Source organism: Agromyces sp. Marseille-Q5079, from assembly GCF_051016555.1.
Lineage (GTDB): Bacteria > Actinomycetota > Actinomycetes > Actinomycetales > Microbacteriaceae > Agromyces.
Window position 1 is genome coordinate 535,295 of the sequence record NZ_JBPEJF010000003.1, and the last position, 16,851, is coordinate 552,145.

Consider the following 16,851-nt stretch of genomic DNA (forward strand, 5'->3'; position numbering starts at 1 on the left):
GCATGCCCGAGTCGATGCTGCTCGCCGCCAGCGCCGGTGTCGTCGCCGGCGCCCTGGCGGTCGGCGTCGTGCTGCTGCTGCGCCGCCTGGTGCTCGCGCAGCGCGAGCTCGGCACCGACGCCGAGCAGGCGACGTACCAGACGCTGCACCTCGCGAGCCGCGCCGCCAAGCAGGTGCGCGGCGGCTTCGACGGGGCGGATGCCGCGCGGGCGGGCCGTTCCCTCCGCATGATGCTCGGCTGCGAGAGCCTCGCGCTCGTCGACCCTGCCGGGCTCGTCACGGTCGAGGGCGACGACGACGTGCGGGCGGTCGCAGGCGAGCTGGCGCAGGCGGCGCAGGCGGCCGGCAAGCCGCACGTGCAGCGGCGCGCCGCGATCGGCGCGAAGGAGACGGATGCCGTGGCCGCGCCGATCCTCATCGGCGACCGTTCGGCCGGGGCCATCGTGGCGTTCGCCTCGCCCGTGCGGGCCGGCCTCGTGCGCGCGACGGGCGAGGTCGCGGGCTGGGTGGCGTCGCAGGTCGAGCTCGGAGAGCTCGACGCGTCGCGCGCGGCGCTGGCCGAGGCCGAGGTGCGGGCGCTCCGCGCGCAGATCAGCCCGCACTTCATCTACAACGCCTTGAACGCGATCGCCTCGTTCATCAACACCGATCCCGCGAAGGCGCGCGAACTCGTGCTCGAGTTCGCGGACTTCACCCGGTACTCGTTCCGCCGGCACGGCGACTTCACGACCGTCGCCGAGGAACTGCGCTCGATCGACAGCTACCTCGAGCTCGAGCGGGCGCGGTTCGGCGATCGCCTGCGGGTGACGCTGCAGGTCGCGCCGGAAGTGCTCTCGACGGTCGTGCCGTTCCTGTCGATCCAACCGCTCGTCGAGAACGCGGTGCGGCACGGCCTCGAGTCGAAGGAGGGGGGCGGGAGGATCACGATCACCGCGGCCGACTCCGGGGCATTCGCCGAGATCAGCGTCGAGGACGACGGCGTCGGCATCGATCCCATCGTGCTCGAGGAGGTGCTCGCGGGCGGTTCGCCGGGCGAGCATGTCGGCCTCCGCAACGTCGACGCCCGCCTGCGCCAGGTGTACGGCGAGGAACACGGCCTGGTCGTCGAGACGAACCTCGGCGCCGGTACGCTCGTGCGCATGCGGGTGCCGAAGGCCCACCCGGGCCCGAACCCGAATGCCGGCCCGGCCTCGGGCCCGGCCACCAGAGACGGGAGCCGAGCTCGATGATCTCCGTCCTCATCGCCGACGACGAACAGCCCGCGATCGATGAGCTCGCGTTCCTGCTCTCGCAGGACCCGCGCATCGGCACCGTGCACCAGGCCTCCTCGGGGTCTGAGGCGATCCGGCTGCTGACCCGTGAGCCCGTCGACGCGGCGTTCCTCGACATCCACATGCCGGGCCTGAACGGCTTCGACCTGGCCCGCGCCCTCCAGCGGTTCGAGCACCGCCCGGCGCTCGTGTTCGTGACTGCCGATGAGGAGGGCGCGCTCGAGGCGTTCGACCTCGCCGCCGTCGACTACCTGTTGAAGCCCGTGCGCACCGAGCGCCTGCAGCGGTCGGTGAGCCGCATCGTCGAGGCGATGAAGGCGCCGGCCACCCGCACCGGGCCGGTGCCGACGGTGACCGCACCCGAGATGATCGCCGTCACGCTCGGCTCCACGACCCGCATGATCCGCCGCGACGAGGTGCGCTACGTGCAGGCGCAGGGCGACTACGCGCGGCTCCATACCGAGGAGGCGAGCTACCTCGTGCGCATGCCGATGGCCGACCTCGAGCGGCAGTGGGCGGATGCCGGCTTCGTGCGCGTGCACCGCTCGTACCTCGTCTCGCTCGCCCACCTCACGCGCGTCCGCCTCGGCGCCGACCGCCCGAGCGTGACGGTGGCCGGCGCCGAGCTCCCGGTCAGCCGACGCCTGCTGCCCGGCCTCCGCGAACGACTCGAGTCGGCGACCCTGCGACCCCGGCCATGACCGAGCCAGCGGATGCCGCGGGCGGGCCCGATCCTGCCGCCGATCGAGGCGCGGAGCCACTCGAGACCGACGAACCGGGTTCCACCGCGGGTCGAGCGGATCTCGAGACGGACGCGGAGCGCGCTCCTCGACCGGCTCCCCCGCCGGCCCGGGTGCGCGTCACGGCGCCGCGCACGGGATCGACCGCGGCATCCGCTCGACCGCTGCCCGTCCGCGACGGGTCCTCGAGCGAGCCGGCGAGCGTGTACGTGCGCTCGCTCATCCGCTCGCAGCTGCGGCTCGGCGTCACGTACGCGCTCGGATTCGCCGGCGCGACCGCGGTCTTCGTGCTCGCGGTCGCCATGACCCCGGTGCTCGACGAGACGTTCGTCTGGGGCGTGCCGCTCTCGTGGCTGCTGCTCGCGGTCGGCGTCTACCCGCTCGCCATCACCGTGGCCGTGCTCTACGCCCGCGCCGCCGCCCGCAACGAGGCCAGGTACCGCGCGCTCACGGAGGTCGAGTGAACGCCGCGATCAGCTACGCCGCGATCGCCGCGGTCGCGCTGGCATCCGCCCTCATCGGGTTCTACGGGCTGCGCGTCTCGCGCACGACGAGCGACTTCTACGTGGCCTCGCGCACCGTGCGGCCGTGGTGGAACGCCTCCGCGATCGGCGGCGAATACCTGTCGGCGGCGAGCTTCCTCGGCATCGCCGGCCTCATCCTCACCACCGGGTCGTCGGGGCTCTGGTTCCCGATCGGCTACACGGCCGGATACCTCATGCTCCTGCTCTTCGTCGCGGCGCCGCTGCGACGCTCGGGCGCGTACACGATCCCCGACTTCACCGAGGCGCGCCTCGAGTCGAGGGCGGCCCGCCTCGTGACCAGCACCCTCGTGATCGTCATCGGCTGGTTCTACATCGTGCCGCAGCTGCAGGGCGCCGCCCTCGCGGTGCGCATCACGACCGGCCTGCCGTCGTGGGCCGGATCCCTGGCCGTCGCCGTCATCGTCGCGGTGGTCGTCGCCGCGGGCGGCATGCGGTCGATCACGTTCGTGCAGGCGTTCCAGTTCTGGCTGAAGCTCACGGCGATCGCCGTGCCGGCGGTCGTGCTGCTCATCTTCGTGGGCGGCGTCGAGCCGGCCCTGCCGCCCGCCGAGGCGTTCCCCGTCGCCGCGGGCCCGGGCGCCAACGACCCGTACCGCACGGTGTCGCTCATGGTGGCGCTGCTCTTCGGCACGCTCGGCCTGCCGCACGTGCTCGTGCGGTTCTACACGAACCCCGACGGCGGCGCCGCGCGACGCACGACCGTGCTCGTGCTCGTGCTGCTCTCGGTGTTCTACCTCTTCCCGACGATCCTCGGCCTGCTCGGCCGGGCCTTCGCACCCGACCTCGTGGGCACGGGCGACGCCGACGCCCTCGTGCTCGTGCTGCCCGACCGGCTCGTGCCCGGGTGGGCGGGCGACCTGCTCACCGCGCTCGTCATCGCGGGCGCGTTCGCGGCGTTCCTGTCGACCTCGTCGGGCCTCGTCGTCTCGCTCGCGGGCGTCATCAGCCAGGACCTGCTGGGCGGCAGCGTGCGCGGGTTCCGCATCGCCGCGGTCGCGTCCTCGTTCGTGCCACTCATCGTGGCCCTCGCGACCGAGTCGACCGGGCTCGCCGGCAGCGTCGGGCTCGTGTTCGCCTTCACCGCGTCGACGCTCTGCCCGATGCTCCTGCTCGGCATCTGGTGGCGGGGCCTCACCGCGCGCGGCGCGGTCGCCGGCATGCTCACCGGGGCCGTGCTGTCGGGCGTCGCGATCCTCGGCGTCGGCGCGATCTCGGCGGTGGCCCCCGGCATCCGCCCGTTCCTCGAGCAGCCGGCCGCCTGGACCGTGCCCGCCGCGCTGCTCGTCACGGTGCTCGCCTCGCGCATCGACCGCCGTCGCCGCCCCCGCGGGGCCGATGCGTTCTTCACCCGCCTGCACGTGCCCGAGCCGACGAGCCGGTCATCCGCGACGGCCGGCCCGGCGCCGACGGATCCCACCCGCGGCTAGACTTCCCCGGTGCTCGTCGCCGTCGCCCTCTCCGTGCTCGTCGGGGCCTTCGCGCAACGCGTCACGGGCATGGGGTTCGCCCTCGTCGCCTCCCCGGCGCTCGTGATCCTGCTCGGTCCGTTCGACGGCGTCGTGGTCGTGAACCTGTGCGCGGTGGTCTCCTCGCTCATCATCCTGCCGCGGGTCTGGCGCTTCGTGGAGTGGCCTCGGTTCACCATGCTCGTCGTCCCTGCGATCGTCGGCACGGCCGTCGGCGCCGTCATCGCCGCCAACGTGCCCGGCGCGCCCCTGCAGGTCGTGATCGGCATCCTCGTGATCGCGGCCCTCACGACGACCCTGCTCGTCACCCGCGCCGAGCACGTCGCGCACGGCTGGCCGCCGGCCCTCATCGCCGGCGGCGCCTCCGGGATCATGAACGCGGCCGCCGGCGTCGGCGGGCCCGCGCTCAGCGTCTACGCCGTCGCGACGAGATGGTCGCAGGCGGGATTCGCCGCGACCGCGCAGCCGTACTTCGTGGTGATCGGGTCCGCCTCGCTCGTGCTGAAGCTCGCGCAGACCGGCTGGACGATCCCCGAGCTGCAGCCCGGCGCATGGCCCATCGTGCTCGGCTCGCTGCTCGCCGGCCTCGTCTGCGGCGAGCTCCTGCACCGCCGCATCCCGCACCACGCCGCGCGCGTCGCGGTCATCGCGATCGCCTACCTCGGCGGCGCGGCGGCCCTCATCGACGGCGCGCTCGAGCTCTGGTTCTGATCGGGACGCGCGTCAGTCCGTTGCGAGCCGCACGGGCTCGTCGCCGCGTGCGGCGAGGCGCGCCTCGAGGCCGGTCCGCACCTCGGGCCACTCGTCGACGACGACCGAGTAGACCGCGCTGTCGCGCCAGGTGCCGTCGGCACGGCGCTTGTGCCGGCGCGCGATGCCCTCGAACGTCGCCCCGAGCCTCAGGATCGCCGCGCGCGAACGCTCGTTGCGGCTGTCGGCCTGCAGCTTCACACGACCGAAGCCGTGATCGAAGGCGAGCCCGAGCAGCAGCAGCTTGGCCTCGACATTGACGCCCGTGGCCCACACGCGCGGGTCGTACGCCGTCCAGCCGATGTGACCCGATTCGTTGGCCAGGTCGAGGTCGGCGAACTTCGTGGCGCCCACGATGCGCCCGTCCTGGGCGCCGCCCTGCAGGCGCACCGTCCACGGCAGCGCGAGGGGGCCGCCCTCGTAGTACGCGAGCGCGAACCGCTCGAACGCGGCATCGTCGACGGGCAGGCCGGCCGGTCCTCCGCCGTAGCCGCCGGCGAACACCTCGGGCTTGCGCAACGCCGCGGCGAGATCGGGCACGTCGGTCGGCGCGAATGGCGTGAGGCGGATGAGACGGCCGACGATCGGCACGACGGGAGGGAGCTCGGCGGTCACCCGACGAGTCTGGCACACGGCATCGCCTCGACGGCCGGCGCGAGCGGAGGAGGGCCCTTCTGCTCCTCGGGGCCTCCGCCTAGGCTGGATCCGACGGCGACGACGCCGTCCGAACGGGGGGAAGACCATGGCTGGAATCGACGACCTCGCCAAGCAGGCAGGCGACTTCATCGAGCAGAACAAGGACAAGATCCAAGAGGTCCTGAAGAGCGAACAGGCTGAGGACATCAGCGACAAGCTGCTCGACGGCATCGGCGAAGCGGTCAAGAAGGTCGCACCCGACGAGCACGACGGCACCATCGACGACGTGAAGGCGAACATCGACAAGGCGGTCGGCAACGAGTAGCCGCCGGGCACGACGAAGCCCCGCCCGATCCCGGGCGGGGCTTCGTCGTGTCGGCGACGCGCCGGTGCGGCGCTACGCCTGGCGGCGGCGTCGGCGGGCGACGAGCAGGAACACGGCGCCGATCCCGACGAGCACGGCCGCCGAGCCGGCCGCCAGCCACATGGCCGCGCCGTCGACGCCGGTGACCGGCGGTGCCGGTGCGAACTCGTTGTCGACCGTGATCGTCGCCGTCTCGTCGAGGCCGACCACCACCGGGGTGTCCTCCGTGGCGTCGATGGTCACGGCGACGGCGCCGCCCGTGTCGGTCTCGGCCGCCCAGCACTCCGTGCCGATCGGCAGGTCGGTGAGCGTCACCGTCTCACCCGCGGTGATCGGCACCGGCTCGGCATCGAACGCCACGTACGGGTCGTTGCCCTCGCCCTGGTCGAACGTGCACGTCACCGCCACGATGAACGTCTTGCCGTCGGCCTGGTCCGTCGCGCCGCTCACGGTCTTCACGAGGTCGACCGACCCCTCCTCGAACGTGTTCGTGGCCGTGAGCTCCAGCGTCTGCGGCTCGTCCTCGACGTCGACGACCGCGGCGTTCTCGTACGAGTCGAAGTCGATCGTGCTCTCGGTCGCGCCCGCGGCATCCGTCTCCTCGCCGAAGCAGTGCGTCTGGTACGGCAGCTTCAGCGGGTCGCCGTCCTCCCGGAGCACCGGGACCGTCTCGTCGGCACCGACCTCGACCGGCCCGGAGAAGACCGTGACGATCGTGCCGAAGACGTCGAGCTGGCACGTCACCTGCACGGTGAACGTCGCGTCCTGCACGTACGACTCGTCGGCCGCAGGACCGTCGACCACCTTCGTGACGTCGATCGTGCCCAACGAGAAGACGTTGAGGAAGCCCGCCGTGACCACGGTCTCGACCCCGTCCTCCTCCTGGTCGGCGATCGTCACGGTCACGGGCGGCGGCGTCGTGTCGGCATCCGCGTCGAAGGTCTCGGTCACGATGCAGACCGAACCGACGGGGATGCCGCCGATGGTCTCGCTCGTGAACGGCCCCTCGGTGCCGTCGCCGACGACCACGAGCTCCCGGTCGACCACGCTCTGCCCCTCGTACGTGCACTCGACCTGGAAGAGGAACGGCCCGTTCGAGAACTCGGGCACGCCCGGGCCCCTGACCGCCTTCAGCACGTTCAGGCCGCCCGTGCGGAACTCGTTCTCGACGCCGACCTCGACCGGCTCGTCGACCGCGTCGTCGCCGACGACGAACTCGTCGGGGGTCACGGTCGACTCCGTCGCCTCGCCGTCGTCGAGCTCGGCCACGGTGCAGTCGGCACCGGTCGGCAGGTCCTCGACCGTCCAGACGTCGCCCGGCGCGTCCTTCGTCAACGTGTGCGTGGCGCTGTAGACGACGTCGGGGTCTGCGCCCTCGAGGGTGCAGACGAGCTCCACCTCGAAGTCGCCGAACGTGCCGCCCCAGGCATCCGCTCCCGTGCCCGTCACGGCCTTCGTGATCTCGACCGAGCCGGTCGTGAAGGCGTTCGTCACCGCGACCGTGGTCACCACGGCGCCCTCCGCGTCGGGCAGGAGCGTGAACGTGGCCTCGGATGCCCCACCGAGGTCGTCCTCGACGCCGTCCTGCGTGAGCACGATGGAGGTCGTGGCGCCGCCCTGGTCCGTCTCGGCGACGGTGCACTCGCTGCCGGCCGGCAGCGTGTCGTACGTCTGCTCCTCGCCGTCGCCCAGGTCGAACGACTCGTCGAGCACGTTCTCGCCCTGGAACTCGCACGTCGCGGTGAAGGAGAAGACCGTGTCGTACCGGATCGGCTCGCCGTCCTGGTCGACCGCGCCACCGTTGTCGACCTCCTTCGTCACCGTGAATCCGGCGTCGGGGAAGTCGTTCGTCACCGTGATGGTGGCGGGCGTCCCGGCCTCGGGTCCGACCACGATCGGGTCGTCCTCGGTCGCGCTGATCACGATGTCGTACGCGCCCTGGCCGTCGGGCTCCTCGGCCCAGCACTCGGAACCGACCGGCACCTCGAAGAGGGTCACGAGCTCGCCGTCCTCGAGCTCGACCGGCTCCTGGTCGTAGACCACGATCGGCGGGTTGGCGTCGCCGCGATCGAGCGTGCAGGTCACGAGGATCTCGAAGGTGCGGCCCTCGGCGTGGTCGGGATTGCCGATGACCTCCTTCTCGATCGAGACGTTGCTCAACTCGAACGTGTTCGTCGCGGTCACCGCGAGCGCCTGCGGCTCGTCGCCGCCGTCGGCGACCACGATGGCCGCGTCGTCGAACGAGTCGAAGTCGACCGACGAGTCGGTCGCCCCCGCGTCATCCGTCTCCTCGCCCCAGCAGTGCGTGCCGACCGGCAGCAGCAGCGGGTCGCCGGTCGCCTCGTCGAGCACGGTGACCGTCTCGCCGCCGGTGACCTCGACGTCGCCGTCGAACAGCGGGTCGCCATCGGCGGTCAGCGAGCAGGTCAGGTGCACGGTGTACGTCGCATCGACGACCTCGGGCAGCTCGGCGCCGGTGCCGGCGAGCTCCTTCGTCACCGCGATGGTGCCGGCGCTGAACGGGTTCTCGAAGGGCGCCACCACGACCTGCGGGGTGCCGTCGACCTCGTCGGTGATGGTCACCGTCACGGGCTCGGGCGTGGCATCCGCCCCACCGGCCTCGGTCTCCGTGACGACGCATTCACTGCCGACCGGCAGGCCCGTGACCGGGTCCGACGTCAGCGGACCCGTGGTGCCGTCGCCGACGACCGTGAGCGTTCCCTCGCCGACCGTCTCGTCGTCGTAGGTGCAGGAGTAGCCGAAGACGAAGTCGACGCCCGTGGCGAAGACGATGCCCGGGCCGACGAACGACTTCTCGACCTCGAAGCCCCCGGTGCGGTAGTCGTTCGTGACGGTCACGGCGACGGGGTCTCCCGTCTCGCCGTCGACGCCGATCGTCACGGGCTGCTCCGGCGAGATCGTGACCTCGGTCGCGCCTGCCGTGTCGGGCTCGGTCACCGTGCAGTCGGCACCGGTCGGCAGGTCGCCGACCGTGACCGTCTCGCCCGCGGCGATGGTGACGATGCCGTCGTACACCGTGTCGGGGTCGGCCGCGTCGAGCGTGCAGGTGAGCTGCACGTCGAACTCGTCGGGGGCCCAGGTCTCCGCGCCCGAGCCCGTGACGGCCTTGGTGATGGCGATGCCACCGACCGTGTAGGCGTTCGTCACCGTGACGCTCGTCACGACCGTGCCCTCGGCGTCGGGAAGCAGGGTGAAGGATGCCTCGGACACCGCGCCGAGGTCGTCGTCGACGCCGTCCTGCGTGAGGACGATCGAGGTCGTCGCACCGCCCTGGTCGGTCTCGGTGACGGTGCAGTCGCTGCCCGCGGGCAGGGTGTCGAAGGACTGCGACCCGCCGTCGGCGAGCTCGAACTCCTCGTCGAGCACGGTCGCGCCCTCGAAGGTGCAGATCGCGGTGAACGTGTACACGGTCTCGTACGCGATCGGCTCGCCGTCCTGGTCGACCGCGCCGCCGTTGTCGACCTCCTTCAGCACGGTGAAGCCCGCGTCGGGGAAGTCGTTCGTCACGGTGATGCCGACGGGGTCCTCGTCGTCGCCGGTCACGGTGACCGGGTCGTCCGCCGTCGCGCTGATCGTGATGTCGTACGCGCCCTGCCCATCGGGCTCCTCCGCGTAGCACTCGGAGCCCACCGGGATCCCGTCGAGGGTCTCGGACGCGCCGCCCTGGAGCTCGACCGGCTCCTGGTCGTAGATCACGATCGGCGGGTTGCCGTCACCGCGGTCGAACGTGCACGTCACGAGGATCGTGAACGTGACGCCCTCGGCATGGTCGGGATTGCCGTCGAGCGCCTTCTCGACGACGAGCTCGCCGTCGTCGAACGTGTTCGTCGCGGTGATCACCAGCGCCTGCGGCTCGTCCTCGTCGGAGGCGACGACGATCGCCGCGTTCTCGAAGGAGTCGAAGTCGACGCCCGACTCCGTCGCGCCCGCGTCATCCGTCTCCTCGCCCCAGCAGTGGGTGCCGAGCGGCAGCAGCAGCGGGTCGCCCGTCTCGGGGTCCGTCACGGTGACGGTCGTGCCGCCGACCACCTCGACGTCGCCGTCGAAGAGCAGGTCGCCGCCGTCGGTGAGCGCACAGGTCACGTGCACCGTGTACGTCGCGCCGGCGATCTCGGGAATCGCGGATGCCGCGCCGTCGACGACCTTGGTCACCGCGATCGTGCCGGCGGTGAACCGGTTCTCGAACGCGGCGACGCCGATCTGGGCGACCCCGTCGGCCTCGTCGGGGATCGTGACCGTGACCGGATCGGGCATGGCATCCGCCCCACCGGCGTTGGTCTCGGTGACGACGCATTCGCTGCCCACCGGCAGTCCGGTCACGGCATCCGAGTCGAGCGGACCCGCGGTGCCGTCGCCCGTGATCGACAGGTTGCCCTCGCCGACCTCCGCGCCGTCGTAGGTGCAGGTGTATGCGAAGACGAACAGGACATCCTCGCTGAAACCGGTGCCGGCGCCGACGACGGTCTTCTCGATCTGGAACCCGCCCACGCGGAAGTCGTTCTCGACCGCGATCGCGATGGGCTCCTCACCGCCGTCGGTGTCGCCGATCGTGACGGGGTTCGGCGTGAACGTGACCTCGGTCGCACCGCCGTCGTCTGGCTCGGTCACGGTGCAGTCGGCGCCGGTCGGCAGGTTCTCGACGCTCCACGTCTCGCCGTCGGAGATCGTGAACGTGTCGTCGTAGACCGGGTTCGTCGTGGCCTGGTCCCACGTGCAGACCACCTGGAGCGTGAAGTCGTCGGGTGCCCAGACGTCTGCGCCCGCACCAGTCACGTCCTTCGTGATCTCGAGGCCGCCGACCGTGTAGGTGTTGGTCACGGCGAGGGCGGTCAGGTGCGTGCCATCCTCCTCGTCGGGCAGCAGGGTGAAGGACGCCACGCCGTCGACGGGCTCGCCCGGCACGCCGTCCTCGGTGACGACGATGCCAGTCGTCGTCGCGCCGGCGGCATCCGTCTCCTCGACCGTGCAGTCGGCGCCGACCGGCAGCGGACCGAAGTCCTGCGTCTCGCCCTCGCCGATCGTGAACTCGCGCTGATCCTCGGGGATGATCTCCGCGCCGAGCCAGACGCAGCTCGCCGAGAACGTGAACTGCGGATCGAACTCGACTGGGTTGCCGTCCTGGTCGACCGCGGTGCTGCGCTCGACCGCCTTGGTGACGCTGAAGCCGCCGATCTCGTACGTGTTCGTCACCTGCAGCGTGACGTCCTCGACGGGGTCGGGCGGGAACGGGTGGGCGATGTCCGTGCGTCCGGTGAGGTCGCGCGTCGCGATGACCTCGCCTGAGCGATCGGCGGTGCCCTCGGGGTCGTACGTGACCGTCGAGCCCTGCGCGAAGAGCTCCTGGACCGTGCAGCTCGAGAAGAGCGGCAGGTTGGTGCCGGTGCCGACCTCGACGAGTGAGCCGTCGGCGGGCACGTCGAGCGGCGAGACCTCCGCCCCGCCGGTGTCGACGAGGTCGACGGGTTCGTCGAGCGACTCGCACTGCACGTCGAAGTCGTAGGAGTCGGGCAGCGGGAAGGTCCACGTGTCGGGAGCGACCTGCTCCTTCTGGAGCTGCACCTGGCCCGTGGGAACCGCGACGCCGGCGCGCACCGGCTCGACCGGGCCCTGGTAGATCTGGTCGCCCTGGAACGTGGCACGCGAACCGGCCGCGACCGTGTTCCACGCGATCGGGAGTCCGCTCGCGTAGGCGTCGGGCACGATCGCGGGGGTCTGCGTGTCGTAGGTCACCTGACCGGTGACGCCCGGGGGCAGGCCGCTTCCGGCGGGGAAGGTGTAGACGAGCTTGATCGCCCGGGCCGTCGCGAGTTCCGCCGCCGGCGTCGTCGCGTCGAACACGATCCATTGCCGCGTCGAGACGTCGGCGAAGCACGGATCGCTGTCGGGGACCGGCTGGCCGAGCGTGCTGTACTGGATGTCGACCGCGTTGCACGCCTGGTTCGGCACGGTGGTCATGTAGTACGACGTGCCGGTGCCGGCACCGGGAACGCTGAGGTTGCCGAGGAACGTCGGCTGCCACTGCGAACCGCGCGGCGAACCGACGACCACGCCGGTGTCGCCCACGGCCGGCAGCACGTCGATGCCGGCGATGCGGTCGGCCGGCACGTTGCCGCGGTTGGTGAAGCTGATGCGCCAGGTCTCGACGCCGCCGGGGCGGGTGATCGGCACGCACTGGTTCACGTAGAAGCCGCCGCTGGCGTTCGGCGACGCGCAGGCCGCGGCCGTGGGGTTCGCCGCCGTGTTCAGCACGCCGAGGTCGTCGTAGTTGGGGTCGGAGGGGTCGACGCCGGGCACGCCGGCGGCCGTGCCCTTGACCGCCTTGACGATGCTGATCGGCGCCGCCGCAGCCGGGGTGACGGTCGTGTCGGCGGCGCAGTCGGCGACATCCTCGGTGTTCGGTGCCGCGACGTTGTTCGACGTGTGCTCGCAGGTCTCGAAGTCCCGATCGCTGGTGGCCGAGATCGTGTTGCCCACCGGGGTGCCCGGCGTGAGACCCGATCGGAAGATGAGGTTCGCCTGGATGACGAGCACGTCGCCCGGGGCGAACACGAAACCGTCGGGCACGGTGATCGTGACGACGCCCGTGGTCTCGTCGAGCTCGCCGGTGAACCCGTCGACGGGCAGGGCGTTGCCGTCGGAGTCCGTCAGGGTGAACTCGAACTCCTCGTCGGCGTCGGGGTCGGCGATGAGGAGCGAACCGGATGCGTCGGTGGCGACCTGGTCGGTCAGCTCGAGGCCGGTCATCTGCCACTCGCCGGTGTTCGTGATGGTCATCGAGTACGGGATGGTCGACGCGGGCGGGAACTGCTGCGCGCCGGCACCGCCGGAGCCGTTGCCCGGCGACTTCACGACGCTGATCGAGTTGACCCGGTGCAGGAGGGCGGTGGTGTCGGACGCGGTCGCGTCGGCCTCCCAGGTGACGCCGTCGGGCGTCTCCCAGGAGCCGGTTCCGTGCACGTCGGCGTCGTCGGTGGTGGTGCCCTGCACGGTCTCGCCGGGTGCCGTCTCGAGTCCGGGAAGGGTCGAGGGCACGGGGTAGCTGTCGATCTCGCCGTTCGGGCCGAGGTGCAGGTTCTCGAGTCGGTCGGCCATGAACTTCAGCGACACGATCGGGTTTCGCGGCGACTCCCAGTTCGTCTCGTCGGCGTCCTTGCGGATGTCGAAGCGCAGGCCCCGGACGTCTGCCGCAGCGACACCGTCGGGAAGCACCGGGGTCACGGAGTCGGAGACGGCGTCCTGCCAGTCGCCGACGACCCAGCACCCGGTGAGGTCGGTGTCGCCGTCGCAGGTCTGGCTGAGCGTGTTCGTGCCCTCGTCGAAGGCGTACTCGACCCCGACGAGGGCCGACACGCGGAGCTGGCCGATACCGGCGGGCAGCGTGGCGGCCGGGAACGAGGCGAACTCGAACGCGTTCCAGAAGGTGGTCGCGTCGTCGGTCAGCGTCAGGACGGTCGTGCGCACATTGCCGGTCGGCTGTCCGCCGATCGTCACGGTGTAGCCGTCGGGCGACTCGTCCTCGTAGCGCGACGACGGGTCGATCGCCTTGCCGGCGCTGACGCCGTAGGTCGCGTCGGCGAACGTGAGCGAGTCGTCGTCCGTGGCGTACGCCTCGTCGAGCGTGGGGTCTCCTCCCGGACGGGAGGCACCCGCCGACGCCACGTTGTTCACGGTGTCGGTGGTCGTCGGTCGCACGCCCGGCTGGTCGCGCAGGAACTCCCGCAACTGGTACGTGAGGGAGACGGTCGTCGTGGCCTCGGTCACGATCGAGACGCCGTCGGGGTCGGTGTGCACGACGCTGAATCCGATGACGTCGGCGAGGTCGGCGGAGCTCAGCGCGAGCGCCTCGTCGATCGTGTAGTCCGTGGTTCCGCCGCCTTCGCGGGTGAGCGTCACGGTCGACTCCGTCGCCTCGTCGGGCACGGTGATCACGTCGATGCTGTAGAGGTTCAGGGTGTTGTAGGTCGTCGTCGGGGCCGGCGGCGGCGTCGGCGGCGTCGGCGTCGCGGCCGGGTCGTCGAGTCGCAGCACGCTGACGTTCGCCTCGGTCTGGTTGACCGCCGTCATCGTCGCGGTGACGAGGGGGTAGTCGGCCTGGTCCGCGCTTTCGGGCGGGATCGGCAGGCTGTCCTGGTCGAACGTCTTCGAGACCGACGTGTTGATCACGGTGTCGAGGATCGTGATGTCGTCGGAGTCGTCGTGGGTGACCGGCTGCGGGCCTTCGCCCTCCGCCCGTGCCGTGTTCGTGACGACGCCGTTCTGGCCCGAGTTGTACGGGTCGTCGTGCAGGGTGCCGACGACCGGGCCGCCGCTCCGCTTCTCGTCGCGGAGCTGGAAGGTCAGGTCGAGGTTGCGCTCGAAGTCGTAGGATGCCGCGACGCCCGACCCTGCGGCCGGCCCGTCTCCGCCGCGGTTCGACCCCTCGACGTAGGTCAGGCGCACGCCGAGCGTGGACTCCTGCTCCGCGTCGGAGAGCGTGTAGCCGGGGAACGCCCCGTCGCAGTCGGTGCCGGTGGTGTCCGCCGCGCCGCAGACCGCGGCCGTGATGTCGACCCAGGCGTCGGCGGTGTCGTCGAAGAGCTCGACGGTCGCGATGCGGTCGTACTGCATCTCGGGGTCGAGGGAGCCGTCGATGGGCTCGATGACCGCGAGGTTCCAGGCGTCGAACGCGGATGCCGCGATGTTCGCGAAGTCCGTGCCGGCGCTCGGGTCGTCGGTGATCGCGACCGAGTCGAACGGCAGCCCCTCGGTCGCCCACGAGATGCGCGCGGTGCGCTGGTCGCCGCTGAAGGCGTTCACGTTGTCGTCGAGCCACTGCTTCTCGAGCAGGTCGACGCCCGCGTCGGGGTCGAACGGGTTGACGTCGATCTGGTCGCCGTCGGTCGCCGTGTTGTCCTCGGGAGACGTGTCGTCGGGGTTCGTCACCGTCGACGACGCCGTGTTGTCGACCACGAGCGGGTCCGCGGCCTCGGCCGCGTCATGCACGCTGCCGGAGCCGTCGCGGAACTGGTCGCGCGTGGCGACCGAGATGCGCGGGGCGACCTGGAAGCCCGGCGGCAGCGTCTCACCGGGCTTCGGGGTGTAGACGAACCGGATGCCCTGGATGTCGTCCTGCAGGTCGGCCGGGACGGTGGCGTTGAACGTGGTCGGCCCCTCGATGAGCTCGGCTCCGGGGAGGGTGACCCACTCGCTGCCGTCCCAGTACTCGACGGTGAGGTTGGCGTCCGCCGGCACCCCGGCGCTGATCTGGCTCAGGTTGAACGCGTTCCAGAAGAGCGAGGGCGGGTCGCCCGGCTGCGGATCGGCCGGGTCGCTGATCACGAGCGAGTCCGCTCCGACGGTCGAGGCGTTCTCGCCCTGGTTGTTGACGGACGCGAGGAAGGTCACGTCGGTCGAACTGCCCGGCACGTCCCAGACCTCGTCGCGCACGATGTTCTTGTCGATGACCGTCGACACGCGCACCGGCTGCCGGGTGATGTCGGCGGCGTCCTCGTCGGTGCCCGTCTGGCCTGTGGAGTCGGTCACGGTCGAGGTCGTGTCGTTCGTGCTGACGACGTCGGCCTGGCCCTCCACGCTCTGGGCGGTGACGTCGAACGGGATCTGGGCCGACGCGTTCGGCAGGATCGGGCCCGTGAACGTCACCGAGAAGCCGACCACGTCGCCGGTCGGGTCGGGCAGCGTGTCGGGCGTCGTCGTCGTGAGCGTCTCGCTGCTGCCGTCGGCGTACGTGTAGGTCACCGAGGCGCCCGTGGCGTTCTGCGGCCAGGTGATGTCGCCGAAGCCGTCGAACGTGAGGCCCTGGTCGGCGAGGTTCGGCGACCCCGCGGTGGGCTCGTCGATGGTCATCGAGGTGACCGGCCGGGGGCCGTTCGCGGACTCGATGGTGGCCGTGGTCGAGTCGCCGGCGAGCAGCGTCGGGTCGGCGAACGACTTCTCGATGTCGACCGTCGGGCCGGTGTTGCTGATGACGACGTCGCCGTCGGCCGTGTTCGGGTCGGTCGGGACGTCGTCGACGACCACGTTCGAGGATGCCGTGTTCGGCACGTCGACCGACTCGCCGAGCGGGATGTCGAGCACGCTGTCGTTCGTCTCGGCGGAGATGCCGATCGTGCCGTTGTCGCCGGGCGGGATCGGATCGCCCGTGCTCGACGTGAACGTGAAGCGCAGCCCCTTCACGTCGGAGGGCGGGTCGACGCCCGGGATGTCGGTGAAGTCGGTCGGCACCACGTCGGGCCCATACACGCTCGTCCAGTTGCCGTCGGCGTCGCGGTACTCGATCTGCACCTGGTCGGCGCCCGGCGGCGGCGTGATCGAGGTGATGCCGGTGAAGTCGAGGTAACTGTCGAACGGGCTGGCGACGCCGTCGGCGGGATCCTGCACCACGACGGCGTCGACGGACTGGTTCGACGCGTTGCCGCCGCCGATCGTGTAGTCGATGGGCTGGTCGGGCAGCGAGGGCACGCTCTGTCCGTCGGCGACGTGATCGTCGACCGACTTCACGACCGTCGAGTCGAGCAGCGACGGGATGTCGAGCTCGACCGGCACCGACGCATCCTTCGGCAGGGCGTTCTCGGCCGACGCGGTCGCCGTGTTCGTGATGGTGCCGTCGTAGTCGGCGCTCGCATCGTCGGGCACCTGGACGAACACGGTGATGCTCACCTGCTGCCCGGTCTCGAGGCCGGTGCCGGCGGCGCCGGTCTCGTTGAACGCGACCGTGAAGTCGCTGTCGCCGGTCGTGACCGTCGCGTCGCTGCCCGAGGAGACGACGACCGGGTTCGGGACGGACGGGTCGAAGACGAGCGGCGGCGGCAGGGTGTCGGAAACCTGTGCGCCGACGCAGATGTCGACGATCGGGCTGTTGCAGGTCAGCGTGATCGTGTAGCTGAACTGCTCCCCGGCGGCGAACGGCGAGGTGTCGGGCGGCGTCACCACCTTCGAGAAGGTCGTGAACTCCGCGTCATCCGGTGCCGCTGCAGCTGACAGCACTGACGGCGTCGTCAGCGACGCCGTCAGGATGATCGCGCCGATTCCGGCGAGCACGCGTCGAACGACCGACATCAC

The 16,851-nt window shown here is 71.2% G+C and carries 8 protein-coding genes; 6 read left to right on the forward strand and 2 right to left on the reverse strand.

What is annotated here, in order from left to right; genetic code table 11:
* Nucleotides 1-2 precede the first annotated feature (2 nt).
* Genes ACR3IO_RS09975 through ACR3IO_RS09995 form a run of 5 tightly spaced genes read left to right on the forward strand, consistent with a single transcriptional unit; the run spans nt 3 to nt 4,733 of the window.
* Nucleotides 3-1,229 carry a sensor histidine kinase gene (locus ACR3IO_RS09975; RefSeq protein WP_434071037.1) on the forward strand — a complete coding sequence of 409 codons (1,227 nt, stop codon included), beginning with the start codon at nt 3-5 and terminating at the stop codon, nt 1,227-1,229.
* A complete protein-coding gene (locus tag ACR3IO_RS09980) occupies nt 1,226-1,972 on the forward strand; it encodes a LytR/AlgR family response regulator transcription factor (protein WP_434071038.1) in 747 nt (248 codons plus the stop codon). Before ACR3IO_RS09975 ends, ACR3IO_RS09980 begins: the two co-directional genes overlap by 4 nt.
* Nucleotides 1,969-2,475 carry a heavy metal transporter gene (locus ACR3IO_RS09985; RefSeq protein ID WP_434071039.1) on the forward strand — a complete coding sequence of 169 codons (507 nt, stop codon included), beginning with the start codon at nt 1,969-1,971 and terminating at the stop codon, nt 2,473-2,475. Before ACR3IO_RS09980 ends, ACR3IO_RS09985 begins: the two co-directional genes overlap by 4 nt.
* Entirely contained in the window at nt 2,472-3,983 is a 1,512-nt protein-coding gene (locus ACR3IO_RS09990; protein ID WP_434071040.1) for a cation acetate symporter, read from the forward strand. The genes ACR3IO_RS09985 and ACR3IO_RS09990 overlap by 4 nt, the downstream gene beginning before the upstream one ends.
* 9 nt (nt 3,984-3,992) lie before the next feature.
* Nucleotides 3,993-4,733, forward strand: a complete 741-nt coding sequence (locus ACR3IO_RS09995) for a TSUP family transporter (protein WP_434071041.1) — start codon at nt 3,993-3,995, stop codon at nt 4,731-4,733.
* Nucleotides 4,734-4,745: 12 nt separating this feature from the next.
* On the opposite strand, the gene ACR3IO_RS10000 is transcribed toward ACR3IO_RS09995, so the two are convergent.
* A complete protein-coding gene (locus ACR3IO_RS10000) occupies nt 4,746-5,387 on the reverse strand; it encodes a GNAT family N-acetyltransferase (protein ID WP_434071042.1) in 642 nt (213 codons plus the stop codon).
* Nucleotides 5,388-5,514: 127 nt separating this feature from the next.
* On the opposite strand from ACR3IO_RS10000, the gene ACR3IO_RS10005 reads away from it, so the two are divergent.
* Nucleotides 5,515-5,733 carry a hypothetical protein gene (locus ACR3IO_RS10005; RefSeq protein WP_434071043.1) on the forward strand — a complete coding sequence of 73 codons (219 nt, stop codon included), beginning with the start codon at nt 5,515-5,517 and terminating at the stop codon, nt 5,731-5,733.
* 72 nt (nt 5,734-5,805) lie between these two features.
* Here the strand turns inward: ACR3IO_RS10005 and ACR3IO_RS10010 are convergent, their stop codons facing one another.
* Complete coding sequence (locus tag ACR3IO_RS10010) at nt 5,806-16,848, reverse strand: DUF5979 domain-containing protein (RefSeq protein ID WP_434071044.1); 11,043 nt, start codon at nt 16,846-16,848, stop codon at nt 5,806-5,808.
* Nucleotides 16,849-16,851 lie beyond the last annotated feature (3 nt).